Origin of the sequence: Lysinibacillus parviboronicapiens, from assembly GCF_003049575.1 — a bacterium.
Classification (GTDB): Bacteria; Bacillota; Bacilli; order Bacillales_A; family Planococcaceae; genus Lysinibacillus; species Lysinibacillus parviboronicapiens.
The window spans coordinates 123,488-149,398 of sequence record NZ_PYWI01000002.1; the positions used below are offsets into that span (position 1 = coordinate 123,488).

At 36.9% G+C, this 25,911-nt stretch carries 22 protein-coding genes and 1 riboswitch; of the genes, 13 read left to right on the forward strand and 9 right to left on the reverse strand.

Annotation, left to right across the window (positions count from 1 at the left end; all coding sequences use genetic code 11):
* Positions 1 to 122: 122 nt before the first annotated feature.
* Together C9J35_RS03005 and rpsD are read right to left on the reverse strand one after the other, a co-directional pair.
* Positions 123 to 980: a PhzF family phenazine biosynthesis protein gene (locus C9J35_RS03005; RefSeq protein WP_107923378.1), complete on the reverse strand. Its 858-nt coding sequence runs from the start codon at positions 978 to 980 to the stop codon at positions 123 to 125.
* Positions 981 to 1,384: 404 nt separating this feature from the next.
* Complete coding sequence (gene rpsD / locus C9J35_RS03010) at positions 1,385 to 1,987, reverse strand: 30S ribosomal protein S4 (protein ID WP_054767251.1); 603 nt, start codon at positions 1,985 to 1,987, stop codon at positions 1,385 to 1,387.
* A gap of 468 nt (positions 1,988 to 2,455) precedes the next feature.
* Here rpsD and C9J35_RS03015 point away from each other — a divergent pair, with 468 nt between their 5' ends.
* Positions 2,456 to 4,339 carry a sensor domain-containing diguanylate cyclase gene (locus C9J35_RS03015; protein WP_107923379.1) on the forward strand — a complete coding sequence of 628 codons (1,884 nt, stop codon included), beginning with the start codon at positions 2,456 to 2,458 and terminating at the stop codon, positions 4,337 to 4,339.
* Positions 4,340 to 4,434: 95 nt separating this feature from the next.
* Here the strand turns inward: C9J35_RS03015 and C9J35_RS03020 are convergent, their stop codons facing one another.
* A complete protein-coding gene (locus C9J35_RS03020; protein WP_054767252.1) occupies positions 4,435 to 4,914 on the reverse strand; it encodes a free L-methionine (R)-S-oxide reductase MsrC in 480 nt (159 codons plus the stop codon).
* A gap of 24 nt (positions 4,915 to 4,938) precedes the next feature.
* Positions 4,939 to 5,733, reverse strand: a complete 795-nt coding sequence (gene hisJ, locus C9J35_RS03025; RefSeq protein ID WP_107923380.1) for a histidinol-phosphatase HisJ — start codon at positions 5,731 to 5,733, stop codon at positions 4,939 to 4,941.
* Positions 5,734 to 5,931: 198 nt separating this feature from the next.
* Between hisJ and ezrA the strand changes: the two genes are divergently transcribed.
* The 5 genes from ezrA (at position 5,932) to C9J35_RS03050 (ending at position 13,870) form a co-directional block, all read left to right on the forward strand.
* Positions 5,932 to 7,632 (forward strand): septation ring formation regulator EzrA, encoded by a 1,701-nt coding sequence (ezrA, locus tag C9J35_RS03030; protein WP_107923381.1) that lies wholly within the window; start codon positions 5,932 to 5,934, stop codon positions 7,630 to 7,632.
* Between the two features lie 186 nt (positions 7,633 to 7,818).
* Positions 7,819 to 10,950 (forward strand): sensor histidine kinase, encoded by a 3,132-nt coding sequence (locus C9J35_RS03035; protein ID WP_107923382.1) that lies wholly within the window; start codon positions 7,819 to 7,821, stop codon positions 10,948 to 10,950.
* 134 nt (positions 10,951 to 11,084) lie between these two features.
* Positions 11,085 to 12,245, forward strand: coding sequence for a cysteine desulfurase family protein (locus C9J35_RS03040; protein ID WP_107923383.1), 1,161 nt, complete (start codon positions 11,085 to 11,087; stop codon positions 12,243 to 12,245).
* Complete coding sequence (gene thiI, locus C9J35_RS03045) at positions 12,242 to 13,450, forward strand: tRNA uracil 4-sulfurtransferase ThiI (protein WP_107923384.1); 1,209 nt, start codon at positions 12,242 to 12,244, stop codon at positions 13,448 to 13,450. The genes C9J35_RS03040 and thiI overlap by 4 nt, the downstream gene beginning before the upstream one ends.
* A gap of 201 nt (positions 13,451 to 13,651) precedes the next feature.
* Positions 13,652 to 13,870, forward strand: a complete 219-nt coding sequence (locus C9J35_RS03050; RefSeq protein ID WP_010860203.1) for an alpha/beta-type small acid-soluble spore protein — start codon at positions 13,652 to 13,654, stop codon at positions 13,868 to 13,870.
* Positions 13,871 to 13,957: 87 nt separating this feature from the next.
* Here C9J35_RS03050 and thiE read toward each other — a convergent pair whose 3' ends face one another.
* Genes thiE through thiM form a run of 3 tightly spaced genes read right to left on the reverse strand, consistent with a single transcriptional unit; the run spans position 13,958 to position 16,162 of the window.
* Positions 13,958 to 14,593 carry a thiamine phosphate synthase gene (gene thiE, locus C9J35_RS03055; protein WP_054767253.1) on the reverse strand — a complete coding sequence of 212 codons (636 nt, stop codon included), beginning with the start codon at positions 14,591 to 14,593 and terminating at the stop codon, positions 13,958 to 13,960.
* Positions 14,586 to 15,407 carry a bifunctional hydroxymethylpyrimidine kinase/phosphomethylpyrimidine kinase gene (gene thiD, locus C9J35_RS03060; RefSeq protein WP_107923385.1) on the reverse strand — a complete coding sequence of 274 codons (822 nt, stop codon included), beginning with the start codon at positions 15,405 to 15,407 and terminating at the stop codon, positions 14,586 to 14,588. The genes thiE and thiD overlap by 8 nt, the downstream gene beginning before the upstream one ends.
* Entirely contained in the window at positions 15,407 to 16,162 is a 756-nt protein-coding gene (thiM, locus tag C9J35_RS03065; protein ID WP_054767254.1) for a hydroxyethylthiazole kinase, read from the reverse strand. The genes thiD and thiM overlap by 1 nt, the downstream gene beginning before the upstream one ends.
* An 86-nt stretch (positions 16,163 to 16,248) precedes the next feature.
* Positions 16,249 to 16,347, reverse strand: a riboswitch (TPP riboswitch).
* A 190-nt stretch (positions 16,348 to 16,537) separates the two neighbouring features.
* On the opposite strand from thiM, the gene mbcS reads away from it, so the two are divergent.
* The 5 genes from mbcS (at position 16,538) to C9J35_RS03090 (ending at position 21,720) form a co-directional block, all read left to right on the forward strand.
* Positions 16,538 to 18,124, forward strand: coding sequence for an acyl-CoA synthetase MbcS (gene mbcS / locus C9J35_RS03070; protein ID WP_107923386.1), 1,587 nt, complete (start codon positions 16,538 to 16,540; stop codon positions 18,122 to 18,124).
* 180 nt (positions 18,125 to 18,304) lie between these two features.
* Entirely contained in the window at positions 18,305 to 19,318 is a 1,014-nt protein-coding gene (gene sppA / locus C9J35_RS03075; protein WP_107923387.1) for a signal peptide peptidase SppA, read from the forward strand.
* Between the two features lie 12 nt (positions 19,319 to 19,330).
* On the forward strand, positions 19,331 to 19,942 hold the full coding sequence (locus C9J35_RS03080; protein WP_107923388.1) for an RDD family protein: 612 nt from the start codon (positions 19,331 to 19,333) through the stop codon (positions 19,940 to 19,942).
* A 255-nt stretch (positions 19,943 to 20,197) separates the two neighbouring features.
* Entirely contained in the window at positions 20,198 to 20,701 is a 504-nt protein-coding gene (gene tpx / locus C9J35_RS03085; protein ID WP_054767256.1) for a thiol peroxidase, read from the forward strand.
* Positions 20,702 to 20,790: 89 nt separating this feature from the next.
* Positions 20,791 to 21,720, forward strand: coding sequence for a class I SAM-dependent methyltransferase (locus C9J35_RS03090; protein WP_107923389.1), 930 nt, complete (start codon positions 20,791 to 20,793; stop codon positions 21,718 to 21,720).
* Between the two features lie 72 nt (positions 21,721 to 21,792).
* On the opposite strand, the gene C9J35_RS03095 is transcribed toward C9J35_RS03090, so the two are convergent.
* The gene (locus C9J35_RS03095; RefSeq protein WP_107923390.1) at positions 21,793 to 22,245 is read right to left on the reverse strand and encodes a universal stress protein; all 453 of its coding nucleotides are present in this window, start codon (positions 22,243 to 22,245) and stop codon (positions 21,793 to 21,795) included.
* Between the two features lie 300 nt (positions 22,246 to 22,545).
* Between C9J35_RS03095 and ald the strand changes: the two genes are divergently transcribed.
* On the forward strand, positions 22,546 to 23,667 hold the full coding sequence (gene ald, locus C9J35_RS03100) for an alanine dehydrogenase (protein ID WP_107923391.1): 1,122 nt from the start codon (positions 22,546 to 22,548) through the stop codon (positions 23,665 to 23,667).
* 218 nt (positions 23,668 to 23,885) lie between these two features.
* On the opposite strand, the gene C9J35_RS03105 is transcribed toward ald, so the two are convergent.
* Complete coding sequence (locus C9J35_RS03105; RefSeq protein WP_107923392.1) at positions 23,886 to 24,974, reverse strand: M24 family metallopeptidase; 1,089 nt, start codon at positions 24,972 to 24,974, stop codon at positions 23,886 to 23,888.
* A 127-nt stretch (positions 24,975 to 25,101) separates the two neighbouring features.
* Here C9J35_RS03105 and C9J35_RS03110 point away from each other — a divergent pair, with 127 nt between their 5' ends.
* Positions 25,102 to 25,785, forward strand: a complete 684-nt coding sequence (locus C9J35_RS03110) for a metal-dependent hydrolase (protein WP_107923393.1) — start codon at positions 25,102 to 25,104, stop codon at positions 25,783 to 25,785.
* Positions 25,786 to 25,911: the final 126 nt, after the last annotated feature.

The following is a 25,911-nucleotide window of genomic DNA, read 5'->3' on the forward strand; positions in this document are numbered from 1 at the left end:
TGTTGTCCATATTCGCAATAAAGCAGAAATTAATACACTTACAAACTAAAGAAAAGTCATTTAAAAATAATGAAGGTTGAGAATTTATTTTCTCAACCTTTTTATTCGGTGTTTTTTTATTTTCACTCAATATTTTCTACATTTAAACACTTAGTTTCACAGTAATAGCCTTTGCCGCCAACATAAACTTTTTCTATTTCATTCTTGCTATTGGTTGCTAATTTAACTAATATTTCGGAAGGCGAGTGTAAAGAATAACCTTGTTCAAATACATAGACTTCTTTTTGCAAGTAGTGCTGTTCATAAAGGTAGCAAGCTAATGCACCGTTTGAAGTTCCAGTCGCTGCTTCTTCATTGATGTCGTATAGTGGAGCAAAATTTCTGCATATAATTCGATTGTCATTAAAAGTATATAGATGCATCCCGACAACATTATAATACTTGCTGATTTCTTTAATTTTTTCAAAATTAGGTTGCAGTGCATGTAATCGTGTTTCGCTTTTTATAGGAATTAAAATATCTTTTAAGCCCGTGGAGACAATTTGAATTGGGTATTTATTGTCTATAGCTTTAATGTCAAAACAGTCGATGAACTCGTTTGGAGATACAACATCATAGAATATCGGTTTGTTTTGTTCCATGAATATGATGTCATCTTTTATGGTAATAGTAAGAACACCGCTGTTCGTTTCAATCGTATAGCGATTCCTGAAAAGTTTATTTAAATGCATCAGTATCGCGAAAGAGCCAATTGTGGCATGACCACATAAATCAACTTCTTCTTTTGGTGTAAAATACTCTAATTTATAATCAGCAATTTCAGATTCTGATATAAATGCGGTTTCCGCATAGCCCAGTTGTTTGGCTATTGCCATTTTTTGAGTAGTGGTCAATGTATTCTCCATAAATACCACTCCTGCTTTATTTCCGCCTTTATGATCCTTGCTAAATGCACTTGCAACATAAACGGATATTTTCATAAGACATCTTCCTTCCTCACTTATAATAAATTGTAGCATAGAAAGCACTACGTATAAATGTTATTGGATAAATTTTCCGTAAAACAAGAGACAAACTATTTTTTAGCATCTGAACTCTCCAAAAATAGTTTGTCTATAGTCTGAGTCACTCATTTGAAAATAATGAGTGATTTTCTTCTATTATTGTATATATTTGTATAACTAAAATTGTATCAATAATGGAAAATGTTATCAGTGTATAATCAGGTGTGAGAATGTACCTAGTTGATTTTATTGAAATAAATGTACACCTGTCCGTAACCCTCATTTTTTTCCGAATATAAGAACATAAACAAAAACCTCGCAAACACTTGTATAACAAGGTTGCGAGGTTTAAGAAACCGAAGTATTCTAACTCTAAAAGATTATCGAGAGTAGAACTCTACGATGAATGCTTCGTTGATTTCAGCAGATAGTTCAGAACGTTCTGGAAGGCGAGTGAATGTACCTTCTTTTTTGTCTGCATCAAATGCTAAGTAGTCAGGTACGAAGTTATTTACTTCGATTGCTTCGCCAACTACAGATAGGTTTTGAGATTTTTCGCGAAGAGAAATCGTTTGACCTGGTTTAACGCTGTATGATGGAATATCAACGCGTTTACCGTCTACCATAACGTGACCGTGGTTTACTAATTGACGAGCTCCACGACGAGTGCGAGCTAAACCTAAACGGTAAACTAAGTTGTCAAGGCGAGTTTCAAGAAGGATCATGAAGTTTTCACCGTGAACACCTTTCATTTTACCAGCGCGGTCAAATACAGTACGGAATTGACGTTCAGTCATACCATACATATGACGAAGTTTTTGTTTCTCTTGTAATTGTAAACCGTATTCTGATAATTTTTTACGTTGGTTCGGGCCGTGTTGACCTGGTGCGTAAGGGCGTTTTTCGATTTCTTTACCAGTACCGCTTAGTGAGATACCAAGACGACGTGATAATTTCCAAGATGGACCTGTATAACGAGACATATTGTTGTCTCCTCCTTTAAATTTGGTTTTTTTGTTGTAAAACAAAAACCAGTAGTACCCATTCTTAAATGCATTTTATTTTCATGTATTTTCGCCTATGCAGCCGTTAGGTTACACGATACACCATCTATTTTCATAGAAGAAAAACTGTTTAGTAATACTCTTTAAAATAGAGGAATAAAATACTATATTAAGCTCATACCACTGCTGCGTTTATTTTACACAAACTTCATTGTAACTGCTTATGTCATAGACGTCAATTATTAGTATTGCTATTTTTAAAAAGGGACAATAGTAGGAAATTCCTTTTCATACATTTTACACTATTTCGAAATAGTTAATGATATGGTATTAAATGGTAAATATAAAAGTAAAACAGAATAACATAGTCAAAATGACACAAATTATGTATAATATATCATAAGTTAATAGTAATTGATTTGTACGTTATATAGAAAAGGTGATTTCATGACAGACCATTTACAAACGCTAAAATATATAAAATCAGATGTTTTGAGCTTTTGGGTGAGTTCGAATGGAGAGCTCACCGGTTTTAATGAGTATTTTTATTCATTAAAGCAGTGTCTAAAGAAGCACTTGAAAATTGTAAATGCTGCTTTTCTTAGCTATGAAGGTAATAGTTTAATACCCATAGAAGAATTAGCTACTTTAACAATCGAAACAAAACTAAATGCTGTGTCATGGCTGATGATTGAAACTAGCTTTTATCAACAAAAAATGGTAAAACTCCCTTATATATTAAAAGAAAAAGAAGCCTATAACATGATGACTGACATGGTGCTTTTCCAACCAGAGGGCAAAGACCCCATTGGTGTTTTACTGGTTGAAGCAACAGATGCTTGGACGGACTTTATGGCTTCTGATTATGGTGAAGAATGTGTAGAAACGCTTATGAGAGTTTTGCAGATTTTCAGGGAGAATTTAGAAGTAAAATCAAATGAAGACCAATATAGAAAACTGTATAATATGACTGATTTATTTCATTCAACTATGGATATCGATTTAATTTTAGAAAATGTTCTAAAAAATATTAGGGATAATTTCCCAGAATTTAATGTTGAGCTTATACTATCGAATGATCAAGACCGCCATACGACCATCGATATTAAACTTTTTGATTATTTATCCGAAAGACCTGCAACTATAGAAGCTTTTGTCTCAGGAGACCTGACAACCGAATTGGCAGGTGACTTGAATTGTCGTTTATTAAATGCGCCTATTAAAGGAAGGCAAGCTATTTACGGTATTTTACAAGTTAGCGCACCCACAACATATCTTTTTTCAACGACTGAAAAGGATTTTGTGCGAATGCTAGCGCAAGCATCAGGAAATGCACTAGAAAATGCAAAATTATATCATCAATCGCATCGTCTCGTAAGTGACTTACAACTAATAAATGAAACATCGCATCGTTTAAATATGCGAATTGATATTCATGAAATGTTGCTTTTCCTACAAAAACAGTTAATGAAATCTTTTCAACCGATGGAAGTTTGTTTCGCTTTTAAAAATAATGATACCTTTGAAGTGACGGATGCCAGTACAACATTATTCACGACAGAGGAAGGGCAAACGTATATAAAACATGTTGAACAACATTTTGAACATACCAATGACCCATTGTTTATTGCCGATTTTAGCCGATTAACACCTAATCAAATCGAATATCGTTCAATTATGGCCATTCCAATTTTGATGGAAGAAAAAATAAATGGTTTTAGTATCGTACTACATAAAGAGCCATATTTCTTTTCATTTGACAGCTTTAAGTTAATGCAGTCTTTAATCCATCATTCATCTTTAGCGATTGCAAACTCCATTTTACGGAATCAACTGCAAGAAATGGTAGATAGGGACCATCTAACTAAATTATATGCAAGAAGTTATTTAGATCAGTATGTAGAAAAATCCCTTAAGAAAGATCATTCTGGGATGTTTTTACTTATCGATATTGATAATTTTAAGCGCGTCAACGACACCTACGGCCACCAAATTGGCGATAAAATTCTTGTGCAAATTGCAATGAAATTAAATGAAACGATTGGTACACAGGGGATTTGTGCACGGTGGGGTGGAGAGGAAATGTCAGTCTATGTGCCAAATATTGATGAAAAAGAATCAATCCAATTGGCGTCGACTATTGTTGCAATGATCCCGGACGCAACTGATCCCCAAGTAACAATTTCAGCAGGGCTCATTACATGGGATCAAAATTATCGACCAGCATTTCAATCTGTTTTTTTACATGCAGATACAGCTCTATATGAAGCTAAAAATAGTGGGAAAAATCGATTTTGTATTCATGATCGTTTCCTCCAAACAAATGCATAGAAAAAATAAAATATAGATTTGCCCCGAAATGATATGTAAAAAAACAACATTTCAGGGCAATTTTTAATGTGCAAGTTTAGAATGGTGAATAGCTTTTATAGATGTAGCAGCAATGCTTTAACAAATTGCTCTAAGCCAACTCGATCTTCGATGGAGAAGCGATTTGTAACTGGGCTATCGATATCGAGCACAGCTATTACTTTATCTTGCTTAATAAGAGGTATGACAATTTCAGATTGCGAGGCAGCATCGCAAGCAATGTGCCCAGGAAAAGCATGGACATCTTTTACAACAATTGTTTCTTTTTCTTTCACAGCTGTACCACAAACACCGCGACCAATTGGAATTCTAACGCAAGCAGGTAAGCCTTGGAATGGACCTAAAACTAGTTCCTCTCCCTGTAAAATATAAAAACCAACCCAGTTAATATTTGTTAGAAATTGGTTAAGTAAAGCGGAAGCATTACTTAAATTAGCGATTTGATCGGTTTCACCTGTTAGCAACGCATCTAATTGTTTTGCTAATGAATTGTATTGGTCAGCGATAGGACCTTCATAATTTATTTGTGTAAACATAATAGCACCTCGTTTAAAAGTTATTCATATTGGAAATATAACATTATAATGCTGATGTAAATCAACTGCGGCGTGGGCATCAGAGCCAAAAACAAAAGGCAATCCAATTGACTTGCTATAATCAATTAAGGAGAATGGTGGATAGGGTTCTTGACAATGTGCTTTACTTAAACCTGCACTATTCAAATCGAGCTCGTACCCTTGTTTCTTCATAACATCTAAAATCTCTCGAATACGAATTGTATCATCAATTTTCACATTGTGTGCTAATTGAAACTTATGAATGAGAGATGGATGTCCAATACGTTTAGGTTTGTATTGTCCTAAATCAGCATGGATTGATTGAAGGACAGTATCATAATATAGATGATAGACATGTTCTACGGAGCCTAACTTTCTTGAAAAATCTTTAAAGGTTTCCGCTGAATAGTCGATACATACAAAGTTATCTTGCCATTTTAGAAAATGAACGGACAAAATAGCATCATCTAAAAAGTGACCATATGTATCAAGGAAACTTCGAGTTTCTCGCTCAAAACCTATAATGTAGTCAATTTCTAACCCGATACGGATACGGATGTCCTGCGCGTATTGCTTTTGTAAGTGCTGTAAATCTTCAAAATAAGGCATCAAGTACGCTGGATTCATACCACTATCCTTGTTAGGTGTAGGGTCAACAAAGCCAAGCGGCAATGGAGCATGTTCTGTAAACGTAATATCCGTAAATCTTTCTGCAATTGCTTTTTCGATATATTGCGTAAATGTATCTGTTGTACCGTGTGGACAATAAGGGCTATGGATATGCCCGTCTCTTTTCATAAAGTAAACACTCCTTTGGCTATTTGAATGATGTCTAGATATTAACGCCATACGTTCAAGGACAGGAGTTGCCAGTTTGTCTGTTGGGCGTGAATACACTTTTCTGAAAAACACTTAAATTTTAGTACAAAAGGGGAAAACATAGTATATAATAAATACAACTAGCCAATTCGTATATTGTAGAATAGGAGGCTTACGATGGAGTATATCATCATTCCGATTATCCTACTATTAATTTTAGCCATAGTAGGATTTATGATGCGACGAAAACATACAGCAATTATTGCACAACTTGAAAATGAAAAATTACAAATACAAAACAATCCCATAAATGAGGAAATTTCTAAAGTTAAATCATTAAACATGAATGGTGAAACGGAGGAAATGTTTGAACGATGGCGCAATAGCTGGGATGAAGTCATCGATGTACATATGACAAAAATTGATTCACTCCTATTCGATGCGGAGGACCAAGTCAATCATCTTCGTTTTAAAAAAGCAACGTTGATTGAACGTGAAATTGAGGATTATGTTCGTAAGTGTGAACAAGACAAAGATAAAATTTTAGAAGAATTAAATGAATTGATTGGCAGCGAAGAAAAAAATCGTATTGAAATTGAACAACTAAAGGAATATTATCGATCAGCCCGTAAAACTTTGCTTGCCCACCAACACTCATTTGGCATAGCGTTACCAGCACTTGAGCAAAAATTAGAAGTATTTGTTCAAAAGTTTGAAGAGTTTGATGAACTTACGCGCGATGGTAACTATTTGCAGGCACGTGAAATTGTTATTGGCTTGAATCAGGAATCACAAGAGACATTTGAATATATCAATGACGTACCAACTATTTTGACAGAACTGCAAGTGAAATTACCAGGTGCTGTTCAAGAATTACGCAATGGTCAACGAGAAATGGAAGAGAAATCTTATTATTTACATCATTTAGAGCTAACAGAAGCACTGGACAACCTAGAGACGGAGTTTACTGCTTTAAAGGGTGAATTGGCTGAACTTAATTTATCTGCTGTAAAACCGCGAGTTGTTGAAATAAATGAAGAAATCGACCATTTCTACGATTTGCTTGAAAAAGAGGTTATTGCGAAAAACTACGTAGATCAAAATTGTGAACGTTTATTAGGTTCCATCACAAATGTCATTAGCTCAACCCGCTTAGTTAGCGATGAGGCAACTTTTGTTCAGCAAAGCTACCATCTTAATGAAAAGGATGCTGAAATACCAAAAGCGGCATTAAAACAATTAGAAGCACTTCAACGCCGTTATGATTTACTGGCAATGCGTGTAACAGAAGAAAAGTCTGCATATTCAAGTTTGCAAGAAGAACTGATTGAAATCAGTGAGGAGCTTGAACGTATTCATGAGGAGCAAGATCACTTATCGAATACGATGAAAAAGCTTCGGATTGACGAAAATAAGGCACGTTCACAAGTTGAAAATCTGAAAAAAACGTTGCAGGATACAGACCGTCTGTTAAATAAGGCGAATATTCCCGGTATTCCCGAAGAGATGGATGCACGTTTAGATGAGGCTGCAGAGCACATTTATGTGGTGATGCAAAGTTTACAAGAAGTACCACTCAATATGGGAACAGTTCACAATAACTTAAATGCAGCCACTCTTTGTGTGGAAGATGTTCATTCAAAGGCACATGAATTGATTGAAAATGTAATGCTGATTGAACGTATTATTCAATATGGCAACCGTCATCGAGCAACAAATCCAAAATTAAATGCTCGTTTAAAAGAAGCAGAAGAAGCATTCCATCAATTCCGTTATACAAAAGCGCTAGAAGAGGCAGGGACAGCTGTTGAAGAAATGGAGCCGGGTGCATTAAAACGTATCCAAGAAATTGTCGCAGAGGATTTAGTTTCCCGTTAGCTCCACCATATAGATGTCGAGGATAAAATTAAAAATATTATTATAATGAAAAAAAGTAACCACCACACTGGATTTAAGTTGGTGGTTTTCTTATGAGAATAAGGAGTTCGGGTGGGGGATTTTTTAAAGTTTAATTTTTTATACAAAATTGAACAAAGAAGATGAAGGGAGGTACGATTAAAAACGATGGCAAAGTTTAAGGAGTTAGGCTTTTCGCCAGGTTTTTTTATAAGAAAAGGAAAAATTTTTATTATAGTAAGCTTGTTTTTAATGATTCTTACAGGGGCACGAATTTTGTGGATTGTGACGTTACATAATTCACAGCAACCACATGCTATAAACGGACAACTTGATTTACGACAATGGGATGCAAATAAAGGTCGTACGGTTACATTAGATGGGCAGTGGGAGTTTTATCCTGACATTCAGCTAATGAGTGTGGAAAAGGTTATTGACGATAAAGCTCAATTTATCCAAGTCCCGGGTGGGTGGAATCAGTCAATATCAGCCGAGAATTCTCCATACGGCTATGGTTCCTATCGCTTACAAGTTCTTGTCAATCCAAAAGACGAAGTAACCTACAGTGTTCGAATTCCGAGCATTCGAAGTTCTTCAGAATTATATGTAAATGGACGGTTGTTAAGTAAATCAGGTCAACCTGGGAAAACTGCCCAAGAAACGATTGCATATAATATACCTTACTCTGCCTCCTTCACAACGAATGGTCGCAATGTAATTGATATAGTAATTCATGTTGCAAATTTTAAGGATCCCCGTAACAGTGGTATTGTTCGTTCCATAAAATTTGGGAAAGAAGAGGCGATTGCACGCGAGGCACAATTTTCTGTGACAATGCAGCAAATGGTGGCCATCGTATTTTTGATGCATGCGGTTTATGCACTTATTTTATATCTAGTTGGTAATAGAGAGAAGCGGTTACTCTATTTTGCTCTATTGACCATCAGTGCCATGTTCACTAATTTGCTGGGTAGTGATGAGAAATTATTATCTTATTGGTTTCCGATAAATTATGAATGGGGATTTAAGCTAGTCCACCTTTCTATGGTTAGTCTTGCCTATGCTTTATTACAATGTGTGAAACATCAATTCCCAACTAGTTGGAGAAAATTTTTTCCATATTTCTTTGCCCTTTGTGGTTTATCTATCTTAATGTCACTACTTTTATCAGCTCATTATGTTATAATTCTACAGCCCTTATACACAACTCTTATGGGCATATCGATAACGTTAACGATTATATCTATGTTTTATACGTCCATTAAGAAAATTAAGGATAATACCTTATTACTTTTAGCTATTATGGCATTTGGTAACAACCTGATTTGGTGGGGTTTATTTCTTATAACGGGTATTAAAATTGTTTATTATCCATTTGATTTAATAATAGCGGTAGCCTGCTTTGCTTCATTCTGGTTTAAACGCTATTTTAAGGTTCACTCAGAAGCACATGAATTGACGAAAAAGCTTCAGAGAAGTGATAAGCTAAAGGATGAATTTCTTGCAAATACGTCCCATGAGCTACGAAATCCACTTCACGGTATATTGAATATTTCAAAAGCAGTATTAGAACGAGAACAGTTAACACTACACAATAAAAGTATTAAGGATTTGGAAACTGTTCTTTCTGTAGGTCGCCGAATGACTCTCATGTTAAACGATTTATTGGATACGATGAGTCTAAAAGAACATACATACCGTTTGAAGTATCAAACCTTTTCAATCGATACAGTCGCAACGGGTGTATTAGATATGCTTCAATTTATGACGGAGGGGAAACAAATACGGTTAATAAACGATATTCCTGAAGATTTCCCGCAAGTGTTTGCCGACGAAAATCGAGTCATCCAAATCGTTTTTAATGTTCTACACAATGCTGTTAAATATACAGATGAAGGTACAATTGCTATACGTAGTTTTGTAAAAGACGGACGTGCACAAATTGTCATTTCAGATACTGGCGTTGGCATAGATGAGGAAACGATGAAAAGGATTTTTGAACCTTATGAGCAAGCTTATCTAGGCAATACGATAATTGAAGGTGGATTTGGTCTGGGTCTGAGCATTAGCAAACAATTGGTTGAATTACATGGAGGTACATTGCAGGTTAAATCTGTTCTAGGTCAAGGGTCGGAATTCAGCTTTACATTACAATTAGCCGATGACACAATTGACCAACAAGACGCAGTGAACGTGAGTACAATTCTTTCGTCTTATAATATAGCACGCTCAGCATTGGCCGCGACTGCTATCCATGTTGATGATAGAACTGAACCACAACTCAAGATTGTAGAAAATCGCCCTCGTGTTTTAGTAGTAGACGACGATCCGATTAATCTAAGAGTAATAGAAAGCATTCTTACATTAGAAAAATTTGATATAGTAACGGTGACAAGCGGTAAAAAAGCATTGGCTATTTTAGATACTAAAGAATGGGATTTGATTATTTCAGATGTAATGATGCCACAAATGTCTGGTTATGAGTTGACTCGAAGAATTCGTCAACGTTTCACCATTGCAGAACTTCCAATCCTCCTCCTCACTGCGCGGAGTCAGTCACAGGACATTGAAAATGGATTTTTAGCGGGTGCCAACGATTATGTAGTAAAGCCTGTAGATGCCTTGGAAATAAGATCTCGAGTTAGGGCTTTAACTGAAGTGAAACAATCTACTCATGAGCGATTACGAATGGAAGCTGCGTGGCTTCAGGCACAAATACAACCTCATTTCTTCTTCAATACATTAAATGCAATTTTAGCGTTAAGTGAAATTGATATGAAGCGGATGCGTAATCTACTCGAAGCGTTTAGTGACTATTTGAGGGAATCATTTAAGTTTCAAAATCTCGATGAACTCGTGTCAATCGAGGAAGAGTTAAGTCTTGTTCGATCCTATCTTTTTATTGAGAAGGAACGATTTGGAGATCGCTTACAAGTAACTTGGGACATAGAAGAAAATATACAGTTGTTGATTCCTGCGCTAACCATTCAACCAATAGTTGAAAATGCTGTTAGACATGGCATTACGAAGCAAGTTCAAGGTGGAAATATTCGAATTCGAGTTTTAGACTATGTAAACTATGTTGAGATATCAGTGACAGATGATGGTGTTGGAATGGATGAAGTGATGGTACAACGCTTACTGGTAAGGCAAACAGCTAATAAATCTGGCGTTGGGCTATTAAACACAAATCTCCGATTAAAACAGCACTATGGTGAGGGCCTTCAAATTAATAGTAAGCTAGAGGTTGGTACGACGATATCGTTTATCGTTTTAAAAAATAATGCAAAGTCACATTAATTCTTATCATTAACAGACAAAAATGGATTGAATAGAAATTTTTTTGTCGTGTAATTATAGTTAATGGTTTTATAAGTAAGTTTGAACTATAATAAATACCGTTAAATTAACGTTTTGAAAGTGTGTGAATAACAATGAAAGAAAATACAATCTATCTAGATAACAGTGCAACAACTAAACCTTATGAAGAAGTGATGCAAGCATTTATGGCAGTAAATGAGCAGTATTACGCCAATCCTTCATCGATTCATGCAATGGGTGTAGAATCAAATGAATTATTAATGCGAGCTCGTGAACAAGTAGCAAATATTTTGCATACTGAGGCAAAAAATGTCCTGTTTACTTCAGGAGGAACTGAATCCAATAATACAGCTATTTTCGGTTTAGCGCATGGTAATACTCATAAAGGCAACCATATTTTGACGACAGAAATCGAACATCCATCTGTGTTAGAATCAGTAAAGCAGCTTGAGAAAGAGGGCTTTGAGATAGAATATCTACAAGTCGACAACATGGGAGTAGTGTCGTTAGATGAGCTAAGACAAAAAGTTCGCAAGGATACTATTTTAGTAAGCATGATGCATGTCAATAATGAGATGGGTGCCATCCAGCCGATTTTTGAAGCGGCCAAAATTATCCATGAAGCAAGTCGTGCCGCATTTCATGTGGATGCAGTGCAAAGCTTTGGGAAATTGCCCCTAACATTTAATGAAGATGAAGGTCCAGACTGTATCACCATATCAGGTCATAAAATTCATGGTTTTAAAGGTTCTGGTATATTAGCTTTTCGTAAAAAAATGCAATGGCAGCCATATGCACTTGGTGGTGGACAGGAATTTGGCTTACGTAGTGGTACAGTAGCTGTCCCGCAAGCTGTTGCATTATCGAAAGCAGCGCGCATTGCAATAGAAACTATGAGCGAACGTGCAAAAAAATATCGTAATTGGCAGGATGAAATATGCACAGAGTTAAAAAAATATGGTGACGCTGTGACTATTTTATCGACACCTCAAGGCGCACCACATATTTTATCGTTTAGTATACGCGACTTAAAAGGTGAAATTATGATAAATGCATTTCAGAAACGTGGAGTTATTGTGTCAACATCTAGTGCATGTTCTTCTAAACAAACGAAAACGAGTCATGTAGTAGAAGCTTTAAACATCGATGAACATTTTAAAAAAGGTGTTATTCGCATAAGCTTTGGTGCACATGTAACGGACGAAGATATTGCGCAATTTAAACAAGTATTACATGAAGTACTAATGGAACTTAAAGGAGAATATGTTTTATGATTTGGAAAGAAATTTTAATTCGATATGGTGAGCTATCTACAAAAGGACGCAATAAGATGGATTTTATCCGTCGCTTGCGTGAAAATATTCGCCATGCATTTGCAGATTTAGGCCATCTACACATTCGTACAGAGCGAGACCGTATGTTCATTGCAATTCAAGATGAGGCACAAATGGACGTATTACTAAACGGATTACCAAAAATTTTCGGAATCCAATCATTTAGTCCAGTTGCCGCATGTAATAAAGACATGGAAGCAATGAAATCACTAGCGATTACAATTATGGATACATTTAAAAGTGAAAAATTGACTTTTAAAGTTGAAGTAAAACGGACAGATAAAACATTCCCATTAGATTCGCATGCTATTCAGCGTGAAATTGGGGGATATGTGTTACCACAGTATCAAAATTTATCAGTTAAAGTGAAAAAACCAGATGTTGAGCTTCGTGTTGAGGTGCGCCATGATGCAACTTATATGATGGCGCAAGTTATTGCGGGTGCTGGTGGCATGCCAGTTGGCTCTAACGGTAAATCTTTATTGATGCTTTCAGGTGGTATCGATAGCCCAGTAGCAGGATATTTAATGATGAAACGTGGCGTTCGCTTAGAAGCAATTCATTTCTTCAGCCCACCATATACAAGTCAAAATTCATTAGAAAAAGTAAAAGTACTTGCCAATGAATTAACGAAATTTGGTGCAAGTATTCGTCTACATGTTATTCCTTTTACAGAGGTTCAAGTTCTTATTAAAGAAAAAGTACCATCAAATGTGTCGATGACAACAACGCGTCGTATGATGTTAAAAATTGCGGACAAAGTACGTGAAGAAATCGGTGCACTTGCAATTGTAACAGGAGAAAGTCTTGGGCAAGTAGCAAGTCAAACACTTGAAAGCTTAACAGCAATTAACGCTGTGACAAGCACACCGATATTACGTCCGCTAATTTCAAATGATAAATTAGAAATCATTGATATTGCGCAGAAAATCGGCACATACGAAACGTCTATTCAACCATTCGAAGACTGCTGTACAATTTTCACGCCGGCTAGTCCAAAAACGAAACCAAAACTTGAAAAAGTGGAGCATTATGAAAGCTTTTCTGATTTCGATGAACTCATTGAACGAGCTGTGAAAAATCGTGAGGTCTATATTTTCCCGAAAAAAGAGCAGCCTGCAGATAAATTTGCAGATCTTTTATAAAAAAAGCCTACAATTGTTTTGCTGTTTATGCAAACTTGAATTTGTTATATATATAGGAAAGAAACCATCTCAAAATTCAATTTTGAGATGGTTTTTTATTTGATTGTCAATAGGTTTCCTTTGCAGTTACATTTTACCTATAAAATTTTTGTATTAAAAAACAAATAACGCACATTCTATATTCACAAGGAGGTGAGAAACATGACAAACAACAACAACCGCAGTTCTAACAAGCTTGCAGTACCTGGTGTACAACAAGCACTAGATCAAATGAAATACGAAATTGCACAAGAATTTGGTGTTCAATTAGGAGCTGACGCATCAGCTCGTGCCAACGGTTCCGTTGGTGGTGAAATCACTAAACGTCTTGTACAAATGGCAGAATCTCAATTAAAAGGTATGCCAAACAACAACCAATAAATGCAGCATAAGCATTTATAAGCTTAAAACCAGTGACCGTAAAAGGCACTGGTTTTAGTTTGTTTAAATTTGCTTTTTTTATCCCGTTTAAGAAGGTTGAATTGATGTCAAAGTTAAGACAGTATCTTTAATATTTACACTTTCACATATAGCAGAAATAACAGCAATTCCATGTGCACCAGCTTTAAATACTAGTTGTGCATTGGACTCATCAATTCCGCCAATTGCCACGATAGGCAAGTCAGGGTGTTCAGAACGAACTTGTTGTAGAAATTCAGTACCACTTGGAGGTTTGGCATCACTTTTAGAAGTGGTTGCGAAAATAGGACCGATACCTACATAATCAGCTGCGTACTGTAAAGCAGTGTGCACTTCATCTTTTGTATGAACAGACACACCAAGTAACATATCTCCAATTTTCTCGCGGATAACTGCAACAGGAAAATCATCTTGCCCAATATGAATGCCATCCGCACCAAGTTTTAAAGCAAGCTCAATATCATCATTGACGATAAACGGAATATGATACTGCTTACATAGCTTTTGACAACTTTGAGCAAAAATTTCATAAGCTTGCCCAGTTAATGCATCTGGCCCCTTTTCGCGAAATTGAAACATGGTAATGCCTGATTGTAACGCCTCTTCAAGTACTTCTAATGGAGGTCGTTTATGAACGTTTGCCGAACCCATAATAAAATAGAGCTTTAAATCGTGGTTATTCATGAATAATCACCTCGCAAAAACCTTTGTATTTATGGTAGGCAAAATGATTGGTCGGACCGTGTCCATTGCCAATAGATAAATCATGTGTAATGGCAAGCTGAATAAATTTTTTCGCTTCCAAAATAGCCTGATCTATTGGTAAGTTAGACCCAATAAAAGCTGTTAATGCAGCAGAAAATGTGCAGCCTGTACCGTGTGTATTGTTTGTTGCAATACGTGCCGTTTGCATGGAAAATGATCGACCATCTTTAAAAAATACATAATCAGTCGCAAATTTTTTGTCAGATAAATGTCCACCTTTAATGACAACACATCGTGCGCCTAGTTGCAAAAGTGTATGAGCAGCTTGCTTAATTGATGCTGGGGTATCAATCTTTTTGCCTGTTAATACTTCTGCTTCCGGGATATTTGGCGTAATAACAGTTGCTAATGGTAATAAATAACATCGCAATGCCTCGATTGCTTGTTGTTGCAATAAGCTTTCGCCACCTTTAGCAATCATTACTGGATCAATGATAAGTGGTATATCCAAGTCAGCCATTATATTTGCAATGGTCTGAATAACATCAGCAGAAAAAAGCATTCCTGTTTTGATAGCACTAATTGAAAAATCCTCTAATAGTGCATAAAATTGTTTTTCGATAAAGTTTGGATCAATGGATAAAACATCATACACACCTAATGTATTTTGAGCAGTTAACGCTGTAATCACAGATGTGCCAAATACCTTTAATTCTTGAAATGTTTTTAAATCTGCTTGAATGCCTGCACCGCCGCCACTATCTGAGCCTGCAATTGTAGTCACGATGTGCACTATTTTTCACCGTCCTTTGAAAGACGATGTAACTCATTTAAGACAGCAATTTGAAAATCACCAATATATTGAGTAGAGCAAGCAGCATGTTCAGCTATTTTTTTATAGGCCAATAAGGTATTTACTAATTGTTTATATGGCTCATTTTGTGCAACATAAGCGGCTGCGCAAATTGCACTTAATAGGCAGCCTGTCCCTGTGACTTCTGTCATTTGCTGATGTCCCCCATCAATCCAATGCATTTGTTTACCATCAGTTATAAAATCTTTTTCACCGGTCACAATAACTATACAATCATAGCGTTGAGCAACTTGCTTTGCCTCATCCTCCATACAAATTGACCCGCTGCCACTGTCGACGCCTTTTTGTTGCCAATTTACATTGGCAATAGCAGCAAGCTCACCAACATTGCAACGAATAACAGCAAATTTAACTTGCGTTAATAAATGCTGTATTGTTTTTTTGCGAAAAGTAGTCGCTCCTGCACCAACGGGATCTAAAATAATTGGGATGCCAAGTGTGTTGGCCATTTCTCCCGCACGTAACATAGATCCTTTTGTACGATCATTTATCGTACCCGTATTTAATAATAGCGCGGAAGCGATTTTTACCATTTCTGTAACTTCATCGATTTCATCGGCCATTACAGGAGAAGCACCAATTGCCAGTAAGCCATTTGCTTGAAAATTGGCCACGACATAATTTGTGATACAGTGAATAAGTGGCTGTTGTTTACGTATTGTTTGTAAAATCATAGTAAGTCCTCCTTTTTGGGTGGACGTAAGCATGCAAAAAAAGCTCTTTTCGTGCAAAGAGTACACGTAAAAAGAGCTTTTCATCAATAACAAGATGTATTGCTCCCTACGTCAGTATTAACTAACAGGTTCAAAGGGTCAGGTTTTACCTTCTCAACTCAAGACGAGTCCCCCTGCAATCATGATTTTAGTTGACCAAAATGTACCATACTTTTTCTCGGTGTTCAATAGCGATTTCCAATTATCATAAAAGCAGTGACTGTTGCCATATAAAGAAGTATGATAGTTGTCATGACTTTTCAAAATTAAGGCTTCTTCCATTGAAAATCAAGAAAAATGAGTTTTATAATGGGCATAGCGAAGGGGGCATATGCCATGAATAGACAAGATTTACTCGCACCAGAGTGGTATAACATTGCAGAAGAAATTGAAAAGTATGCACAGAATCCAACCAAAAATGCTTTAATAGTTTATAACGAAAACGAAGATATACAATATATTACATATGCAACTTTACTTGAAAAGGCAAATCAGGCAGCACATGTATTCACATCTCAAGGATTAGTCAAAGGAGATGTAATTTTAGTTATGGTGCCAAGATCAGTTGAGGCGTACATTGTTTATATTGCTGCATTAAAGGCTGGCTTAACAATTATTCCAAGCTCTGAGATGTTGCGTGCAAAGGATATAGACTATCGAATCACACATGCTGATGCAAAGGCGGTTATTGCCTATGAGCCATATATTGAACAATTTGATGAGGTGGAAAATTTAGAGGACGTGCAGCAGTTTGTCATTGGTCAGGCACATGCACCATGGCAACCTTTGCTAGAGCAAATGAAAAATAAACCCACTACCTATACAAGCGCCACACCAACGAAATGTACGGATCTTGCATTTCTTGCCTACACAAGTGGCACAACAGGCAATCCAAAGGCTGCTGTTCATACACACAGTTGGGGTTACGCACATTTGCGGACAACAGCACCAAATTGGTTAGGCGTTGAAGAAAATGATATAGTGTGGGCTACTGCAGCTCCAGGGTGGCAAAAATGGATATGGAGTCCATTCCTTGCAACATTGGGTAGTGGAGCAACAGCTTTTGTTTACAAAGGAAAATTTGATGCAGCTACATACTTAACGTTACTTGAAAAATTTAATATTAATGTTCTGTGCTGTACGCCCACTGAATATCGTTTTATGGCAGCACTTGAAAATTTACAACACTACAATTTGAGTAGCATTCGTCAAGCTGTATCTGCAGGAGAACCGCTGAACAGTGAGGTTACGAAAATATTCTTACAAAACTTTAAACTTCAGGTACGTGATGGCTACGGTCAAACTGAAAATACATTACTTGTTGGAACAATGGTAGGTATGGAGCCACGTGTTGGCTCAATGGGTCAACCAACGCCAGGAAATACGGTAGAAATTATTGATGATTTTGGTAACCCTGTTGCAGATGGTGCCGTTGGTGATATAGCGGTTCATCGTGAAACACCAGCATTATTTAAAAAATATTTTAAAGACCCAGAACGTACAAGCTTACAATTCCGTGGTGATTGGTATATCACTGGAGACCGTGCATATAAAGATAAAGATGGTTATTTTTGGTTTGAGGGGCGCAGTGATGATGTCATTATTTCTTCAGGCTACACCATTGGACCATTTGAGGTTGAAGATGCATTAATGAAACATCCAACTGTGAAAGAAGTTGCAGTAGTTGCGAGTCCTGATGAAGTACGTGGTAATATTGTAAAGGCATTTGTAGTATTGCATGATAGAAGAATAGGCATTGCATCACTTATTCAAGAACTCCAAAATCATGTAAAAGCATTAACAGCGCCCTACAAGTATCCACGTGCGATTGAATTTGTTGAGGAGTTGCCAAAGACCGCATCGGGTAAAATTCGCCGTGTCGAACTACGTCAGCTTGAAAAGTATCAGTATACGCAAAAATAATTTCCTAGGAAATAATGTCGAAAATCAAAGTTCATGCCAAATTTATGAACTTTGGTTTTTTTTATGTGTAAAGAGCTTTTTTATGGCAAAATGTATAAGATAAAACTATTGCATAATATTGCAAAAAAGTGAAACATTTTAGACGTTTACACGTATAAGGTGTTGAGGAGGCGGAAAGACATGAATGTTAAAAGGTGGGTAGCCTTAATTATTGCAAGTGTATTATTGGTAGTTTCACTAGGTATTAACACCGTATTTGCAATATTTAAAGCAGACTTCTTTGGTAGTTTTGACAGCTTAATGGCTGGTAATAATTTAGAAGTATTTGAAACGGTGATTGAGGGTGAGGATTATAATAAACGAATCGCGTACTTAAAAGTCGATGGGACGATTCAAGATATTGGGTCTAGTTCCTTATGGCAGCCGGTAGCTTATGATCACCAGTTTTTCTTAGAACAATTAGACAATATTTTATATGATGAAACAGTACAGGCAGTTGTGTTGAGTGTTAATTCGCCAGGTGGTGGTGTAAAAGAATCAGCAGAAATTTATAAAAAGCTTTTAGAAATTAAAGAGGAGCGCCAAATTCCGATTTATGTATCAATGGACTCAATGGCAGCTTCAGGCGGTTATTATATTGCCGCACCTGCAGATAAAATTTTCGCGCATCGCGATACGATAACAGGCTCTATTGGCGTTATTATGCAATCAATTAATTACCAGGAGCTAGCAGAAAAAGTGGGCGTGAAATTTCAGACATTTAAATCAGGTGAACATAAGGATATGTTAAGCCCGATGCGTGATGTTACGGAAGAAGAACGTGCGATGATGCAAGATATGATTAATGAAACCTACGAAGAATTCGTTGATATTGTTGAAAAAGGTCGTAATATGTCTGAAGCCGATGTTAAAAAGGTAGCGGATGGTCGAATTCTTGGAGGAACAAAGGCACTTGAAGCAGGCTTAATCGATGAAATCGGTGACGAAGAAGCAACGATTGCCGCTTTACGTGCTGATTATGGTTTAGAGGATGCAGCACTGTTTGAATACACATACGATATGGGTGGCTGGCAGTCTTATGTTGGCATGAAGATTGGTTCAATGTTTGGTCCATCTGCTGAGGAAAAAATGCTAATGAAGATTATGGCTGACTATAGAGCGCCAAAAATGATGTACTTATACGGTGAATACTAAGGAGGGTGTACCATGACAAATAATGAATTCGTTATACAAGGGCAACCCTCTTTTGATTTAGAGCGTTTTCCTGATAAGGAAGAAACGCTGTTAGCAACTAAACACTACGCATTAAAAACGGCAGGCTTTTGGATACGCCTTTGGGCCTTCTTATTGGACGGCCTCATTATTAGTGCTGTTGTCGGCATACTTGTTAACCCGATTTTTTATTTAATGGATTGGTCGTTATCGGAAACAGTATGGTATGCACCAATTTCAATTATTTCAGCGATTATATATTATGGCTATTTCGTATTGATGACGAAATTTCTCGGTCAAACTTTAGGGAAAATGGCTTGTGGTTTGCGTGTTGTGTCATTAAAGCATGATAAGTTAACATGGTCAGATGTGCTTTTCCGAGATTGGATTGGCCGCTTTATTAGTAATATCTTTATGCCACTGTATATTTTTGTAGCGATATTGCCAGACAATCAAGGCTTACATGATTTTTTTGCGGAGACAACAGTTGTCCATGAGAAAATTTATGTAGAAAAAAAAGAAGAGTCTGTAGCTTCACCTCTTCAGAAGAAAGTTCCTGAGCCTGAAAAACTGGAACAAACGATAGATGAAAAAATAGAAGAGTGATGATTGGGCTGTCTCAAAAAAATTGAGACAGCCCTTTCTAACACAACAGTATAAAGGATAGAAAATTTCCAAACAATGACGTGTCAACAACATAAATGGTATGATAAAAATTCCACTAATTTTATCAATACAATTAAAGCTAGAAACTAAATCACTCGGACTTAAAAAGATCATTTTTCAGTTTAAGCTGTCTCAGTTGCAATTAATTCCCTACATTTAGTAAGATTATGTACATATGATGAAGGAGGCGTTAATATGGCACAAGTAACATTTAAACATGGTCCAGTAACACTAGTAGGGAACGAAGTAAAGGTTGGAGACCAAGCACCAGATTTCACTGTATTAGCTAATGACTTATCAGCTGTTTCTTTAAAGGATTCAGAGGGGAAAATTCGTTTATTTAGTGTTGTCCCATCATTAGATACAGGTGTATGCGATGCGCAAACACGTCGTTTTAATGAAGAAGCAGCAAATTTAGGTGATAATGTCGTTATTTACACAGTATCTGTGGATCTACCATTTGCACAAAAACGCTGGTGTGGCGCTGCAGGCATCGATGCCGTTCAAACAGTTTCTGACCACCGTGACCTGTCATTTGGTGAAGCATATGGCGTGTACATTCAAGAATTACGACTTCTAACTCGTGCCGTATTTGTTGTGGATGCTGCAGGTAAAGTAACGTATGTTGAATATGTTCCAGAAGCTACAGATCATCCAAACTATGAATCAGCAATTGCAGCTGTAAAAGCACTAGCATAATCTGCTTCTTTTAGGCTAAGATAATACTAGACAAAGGAGCTGTGACAAGTTTTTGTCACGGCTCCTTTCTGCGTGAAAGGAAGTTTTGTATGGAAAAAATCGAGAAATTATTTGCAATGCTAAATGAGCATGCCGAAAAGCAAGAAAAAGAGCACAATACAACACTATTAGAGGGCATACTGGATGGTTTAGAGGCATGGCTAGATGGAGAAGTCGATTTCTCACAGCAAGGTGCGACGAAAGAAGATGTACGAAAAGCAATTCAAATTGCCATTTTAAAGGGAATGCGTAAAGGCTCTCAGCCAAATCATCAAATGACGCCAGATACGCTTGGTTTATTAGTCGGCTATTTTGTTGAGCAAATTTTTGCAGAGCGTTTAGAAAAAGAAAAAATTTCTATAATGGATCCAGCGGTTGGTACAGGTAATTTACTATTGACGGTTATGAACCTATTAGATGGGAAAACCGAAGCATCGGGTGTAGAGGTAGATGAGTTACTCATACGTTTAGCAGCAGCAACTGCAGACTTGACGGAGCAACCCGTATCACTATTCCGCCAAGATGCACTACAGGATTTACTAGTAGATCCTGTGGATGCAATTGTTTGTGATTTACCTGTTGGTTATTATCCAAATGAAGAGGTAGCATTGGATTACGAAGTGTGTGCACCAGAAGGAATGAGCTATGCACATCATTTGTTCATTGAGCAGTCTGTTAATTATACAAAGGACGGCGGTTATTTATTTTTCCTAGCTCCAACTCATCTTTTTGAATCAGAGCAATCAAAGCAATTGCATAAGTATATTCAAAAACATGCATGGATTCAGGCTATTATCCAATTACCAGATACGATGTTCGCGAATAAAGCACATGAAAAAAGCATTGTTATTTTACAAAAGCAAAGTGAGCATTTTAAGGCGCCAAAAGAGGTGTTACTTGCGAAGGTACCAAACATGCAAAATAAACAAGCGCTTGCCATGTTCTTCGAAAAAGTGAAAATGTGGCAAGAGGGGAAATGACCGGACGCATGTTCTAAAATAATAGATTAAAAAAGGTATCCAAGAGTCCTTGGATACCTTTTTATGTATTACTTAATTACCTTCTGGTGTACGGATTACAAGTACATCACATTTAGCTGAACGTACGATTGCTTCAGAAACAGAACCAATTAGGAAACGTTCTACAGCGTTAAGACCAGTAGCACCACAGATGATTAAGTCTGCGTCTACGATGTTAGAAAGCTCTTTTGTGATAATATTTTTTGGAGAACCGTATTCGATTACAAGGTTTACATTTGTTAAGCCTTCTTCTTCAGCTTGCTTTTTGTAACCGTTTAGTAAATCTTCAGAGAATGCTTGTGCGCGTTCCGCGATTGAACGGTCATATGCTTCGATTGCAGCAAATGAACGAGTGTCAATAACGTTTACTAGATTTAATACAGCACCCTCGTTACGTTTTGCAACGTCGATCGATTTACGGAAAGCGTATTCAGCTTCTTTTGAACCGTCTACAGCAACTACAATGCTTTTATAATGATTAGCCATTTGTATTACCTCCCTATATTTATATTCTGATTATACCAAATGATTTCCTAAAGGAAATACTTTCCGAAGGAAAAATTGTGAAAAACTAAAGGCGTTTACTGCTAAATTCATATTTGTTATTAAAAATCTTACTATTCAGCATTATGAAAATCTTATAAATTTCACTTGAAGCCGCATTAATTAAAGCATTTTTTGCACTTTTTTGGTAAGATGGAAGTGCATAAGGGGTGTATCAATTATGCTAATGCAGAATTGATGAAACAATGCTTATTTCAAAGGTTACGGAAGGGGACAGGAAACATGAAGATTGGTATTCCAAAAGAAATTAAAAACAATGAAAATCGTGTAGCAATGACACCAGCAGGAGTTGTAACATTAACACATGCAGGCCATGAAGTGCACATCGAAGCAGGAGCTGGTCTAGGCTCAAGCTTCACAGATGCAGATTACCTAGCTGCTGGAGCTCACATTGTTGCAACTGCAAAAGAAGCATGGGCACAGGAAATGATATTAAAAGTAAAAGAACCTGTAGCAGCGGAATTCGATTATTTTTATGAAGGCCAAATATTATTTACTTATTTACATTTAGCGCCGGAGCGTGAGCTGACGCAGGCACTTTTAGATAAGAAAGTTGTAGGTATTGCCTATGAAACAGTACAGTTAGCAAATGGTTCTTTACCTTTACTAACACCAATGAGTGAAGTTGCTGGCAAAATGGCGACACAAATCGGTGCACAATTTTTAGAAAGAAATCATGGTGGTAAAGGGATTTTACTAGGAGGCGTATCGGGCGTGCCTCGTGGAAAAGTTACAGTTATCGGTGGAGGTATCGCTGGAACAAATGCAGCAAAAATAGCTGTTGGAATGGGTGCAGATGTAACTGTAATTGATTTAAGTCCAGAGCGTCTACGTCAAATAGAAGATTTATTTGGGCGTGAAGTTCAAACATTAATGTCAAACCCTTATAATATTGCGGAATCGGTGAAAAATTCGGATTTAGTTATTGGAGCTGTTCTAATTCCTGGAGCAAAGGCACCAAAGCTTGTTTCGGAGGAGATGATTCTTTCAATGCAACCGGGTTCTGTAGTAGTTGATATTGCAATTGACCAAGGGGGAATTTTTGCATCGTCTGATCGTGTAACTACACATGACGATCCTACGTATATTAAACATGGTGTTGTGCACTATGCAGTGGCAAATATGCCAGGCGCTGTACCACGTACATCAACAATTGCTTTAACAAATAACACAATTCCATATGCATTGCAAATTGCAAATAAAGGCTATAAGCAAGCATGTATCGATAATCCAGCACTGAAAAAAGGTTTAAATACTTTTGACGGGCATATTGTGTATAAAGCAGTTGCAGACGCACAAGAATTACCATACATCCATGTCGATGATTTAATGACATTAAGCTAATTAAAGTGGCAGTTAAGCGGTGAGGCTAGTGTCTTCAGCGCTTAACATGTGAACTTTTTGTATAACATAAAAAGGGAAGCACCATTGAAAAATGGATGCTTCCTTTATTTGTTTTATCGGCACTAACTTAAGTTGAAGGTAAAGCCATCAACAACTCTACGTCCTGTCGCGCTTCATAAATCAATTATTCTTTATGACATTGCGATTAAAATTTTACGCTACAGAACAATTAATTCTTTTGGGAATTTTGTTAGCACTTCTACGCCATCATTTGTAACAACGACATCGTCTTCGATGCGAACACCTGTTACATCAGACTTGTAAATACCTGGCTCAATAGTGAATACCATACCTGGCTCCATCGTCATATCGTTAGCACCTGTAACAGAAGGGAATTCGTGTACAGAAATGCCAAGACCATGACCTAGACGATGCGTAAAATATTGTCCGTAGCCAGCGTCAGTAATGGTATCACGTGCAATTTTATCTAAGTCCATTGCGCGAACACCTGGTTTTACGGCTGCAATCGCATTGTTATTAGCTGCTAGTACTGCATGATATATTTCCTTCTGTGCATCCGTAGGTTGGCCAAAAGCAACAGTACGTGTAATATCAGAGCAATACCCCTCGTAAATAACACCGAGGTCGAATAATACCATATCGCCTTTTTCAACTTTCCGGGCACCTGGTTTACCGTGAGGGGAAGCAGTTTTAGGACCACTTAATACCATTGTTTCAAAGGACATCTTACAACCCTTTTCTTGAATCGCACTTTCAATGGCAGTTAAAATCTCCATTTCTGTTTTACCTTCAGCAACCTCTTTGCATCCAACTTCAATAGCATAATCTGCTAGTTCTGCAGCTTTTCTTAATTTATCTAACTCATCTTCATCTTTGATAACGCGCATTGCATTAATTTGTTCGTCAAGGCGAACAAAACTTGCCTGTGGGAATGAGTGCTGTAAAGCTTCTAAACGTTCCACGATGAGCTGCAATTTTTCAATTGCACATGTAGATGGATCTCCATTTCGAGCTTTGATAGCTTGAGCAAGTATTTCCATAGCATTTTCCGTATCTTGGTGACCAATTACTTCATATGGCCAACCGGCATCCTTTGCATCTGGCATCTCCATTTGAGGACAAATTAAAAAGGGCTCCGACTCTTTAAAAATCATCACACCTAGTAATCTTTCATGGGGATTGCTTTTAAAACCTGAAACGTAAAAAACATTATCTGGTGTCGTTACAAAAGCAGCATCAATTTGATTTTGTTGTAAATAATTTTGAATTTCTTCAACCTTTGACATTATCATTTCCTCCTCATATTTCTCTATAGTTTTTATCCTGTACAAGCATATCAAAAAAAGGGAAAAAGCGCATGGGTAGCGAATTAAAATGATGAAGCAAAAAATGTAATGCAAGGAGGAATGACAAATGGAAATAAGTTATCATGGACATTCTGTTGTCAAAATTCAATCAAATGGTAAGACGATATTAATTGATCCTTTCATTAATGGAAATGGACAAACTGATTTGCAGGTTTCTGAGGAAGCACCGGATATTATATTACTTACACATGGGCATAATGACCATGTGGGCGATACGGTAGAGCTTGCCCGAAAAAAAGATGCGCTTGTCATTGCACCAAACGAGCTGGCAAACTGGATCTCATGGCAAGGCGTAAAAGCGCATCCAATGCATATTGGCGGTGCGAAAGAATTTGATTTCGGTAAAGTGAAATTTACACAAGCTTTCCATGGCTCCTCCTATACAACTGAAAATAATGAAATTATTTATATGGGTATGCCAGCCGGAATCTTACTATTTATCGAAGGTATAACGATCTATCATGCAGGTGATACGGCATTATTTAGCGATATGGAACTAATTGGCGAAAGACATCCAATTGATGTGGCGTTTTTACCAATAGGTGACAATTTTACAATGGGGCCAGAGGATGCGGCTTGTGCCGTGGCGTTTTTAAAGCCGAAAATTGTCGTTCCGGTGCATTACAATACATTCCCTCCAATCGAACAAGATCCTCAAATTTTTGCAGATTTAGTTCAAAATGCAGAGGTTCAAATTTTAAAAGCCGGTGAAAAAGTAAACTGTTTCTAATTTGTGACGTCGCTGTACTATATAGACTGACACCACGTGCGTAGTTGAAACGGTGGGCAAAGTTCAACAATTTCACCACTTTATACTCAATATTTTTATAAAAAATATGGTACACTAAGAGCAGAA

Excerpts from the sequence above, each read along its gene's own strand:
- C9J35_RS03005 (WP_107923378.1), bottom strand. The coding sequence starts at position 980 with ATGAAAATATCCGTTTATGTTGCAAGTGCATTTAGCAAGGATCATAAA.
- rpsD (WP_054767251.1), bottom strand. The coding sequence starts at position 1,987 with ATGTCTCGTTATACAGGTCCATCTTGGAAATTATCACGTCGTCTTGGT.
- C9J35_RS03015 (WP_107923379.1), top strand. The coding sequence starts at position 2,456 with ATGACAGACCATTTACAAACGCTAAAATATATAAAATCAGATGTTTTG.
- C9J35_RS03020 (WP_054767252.1), bottom strand. The coding sequence starts at position 4,914 with ATGTTTACACAAATAAATTATGAAGGTCCTATCGCTGACCAATACAAT.
- hisJ (WP_107923380.1), bottom strand. The coding sequence starts at position 5,733 with ATGAAAAGAGACGGGCATATCCATAGCCCTTATTGTCCACACGGTACA.
- ezrA (WP_107923381.1), top strand. The coding sequence starts at position 5,932 with ATGGAGTATATCATCATTCCGATTATCCTACTATTAATTTTAGCCATA.
- C9J35_RS03035 (WP_107923382.1), top strand. The coding sequence starts at position 7,819 with ATGGCAAAGTTTAAGGAGTTAGGCTTTTCGCCAGGTTTTTTTATAAGA.
- C9J35_RS03040 (WP_107923383.1), top strand. The coding sequence starts at position 11,085 with ATGAAAGAAAATACAATCTATCTAGATAACAGTGCAACAACTAAACCT.
- thiI (WP_107923384.1), top strand. The coding sequence starts at position 12,242 with ATGATTTGGAAAGAAATTTTAATTCGATATGGTGAGCTATCTACAAAA.
- C9J35_RS03050 (WP_010860203.1), top strand. The coding sequence starts at position 13,652 with ATGACAAACAACAACAACCGCAGTTCTAACAAGCTTGCAGTACCTGGT.
- thiE (WP_054767253.1), bottom strand. The coding sequence starts at position 14,593 with ATGAATAACCACGATTTAAAGCTCTATTTTATTATGGGTTCGGCAAAC.
- thiM (WP_054767254.1), bottom strand. The coding sequence starts at position 16,162 with ATGATTTTACAAACAATACGTAAACAACAGCCACTTATTCACTGTATC.
- mbcS (WP_107923386.1), top strand. The coding sequence starts at position 16,538 with ATGAATAGACAAGATTTACTCGCACCAGAGTGGTATAACATTGCAGAA.
- sppA (WP_107923387.1), top strand. The coding sequence starts at position 18,305 with ATGAATGTTAAAAGGTGGGTAGCCTTAATTATTGCAAGTGTATTATTG.
- C9J35_RS03080 (WP_107923388.1), top strand. The coding sequence starts at position 19,331 with ATGACAAATAATGAATTCGTTATACAAGGGCAACCCTCTTTTGATTTA.
- tpx (WP_054767256.1), top strand. The coding sequence starts at position 20,198 with ATGGCACAAGTAACATTTAAACATGGTCCAGTAACACTAGTAGGGAAC.
- C9J35_RS03090 (WP_107923389.1), top strand. The coding sequence starts at position 20,791 with ATGGAAAAAATCGAGAAATTATTTGCAATGCTAAATGAGCATGCCGAA.
- C9J35_RS03095 (WP_107923390.1), bottom strand. The coding sequence starts at position 22,245 with ATGGCTAATCATTATAAAAGCATTGTAGTTGCTGTAGACGGTTCAAAA.
- ald (WP_107923391.1), top strand. The coding sequence starts at position 22,546 with ATGAAGATTGGTATTCCAAAAGAAATTAAAAACAATGAAAATCGTGTA.
- C9J35_RS03105 (WP_107923392.1), bottom strand. The coding sequence starts at position 24,974 with ATGTCAAAGGTTGAAGAAATTCAAAATTATTTACAACAAAATCAAATT.
- C9J35_RS03110 (WP_107923393.1), top strand. The coding sequence starts at position 25,102 with ATGGAAATAAGTTATCATGGACATTCTGTTGTCAAAATTCAATCAAAT.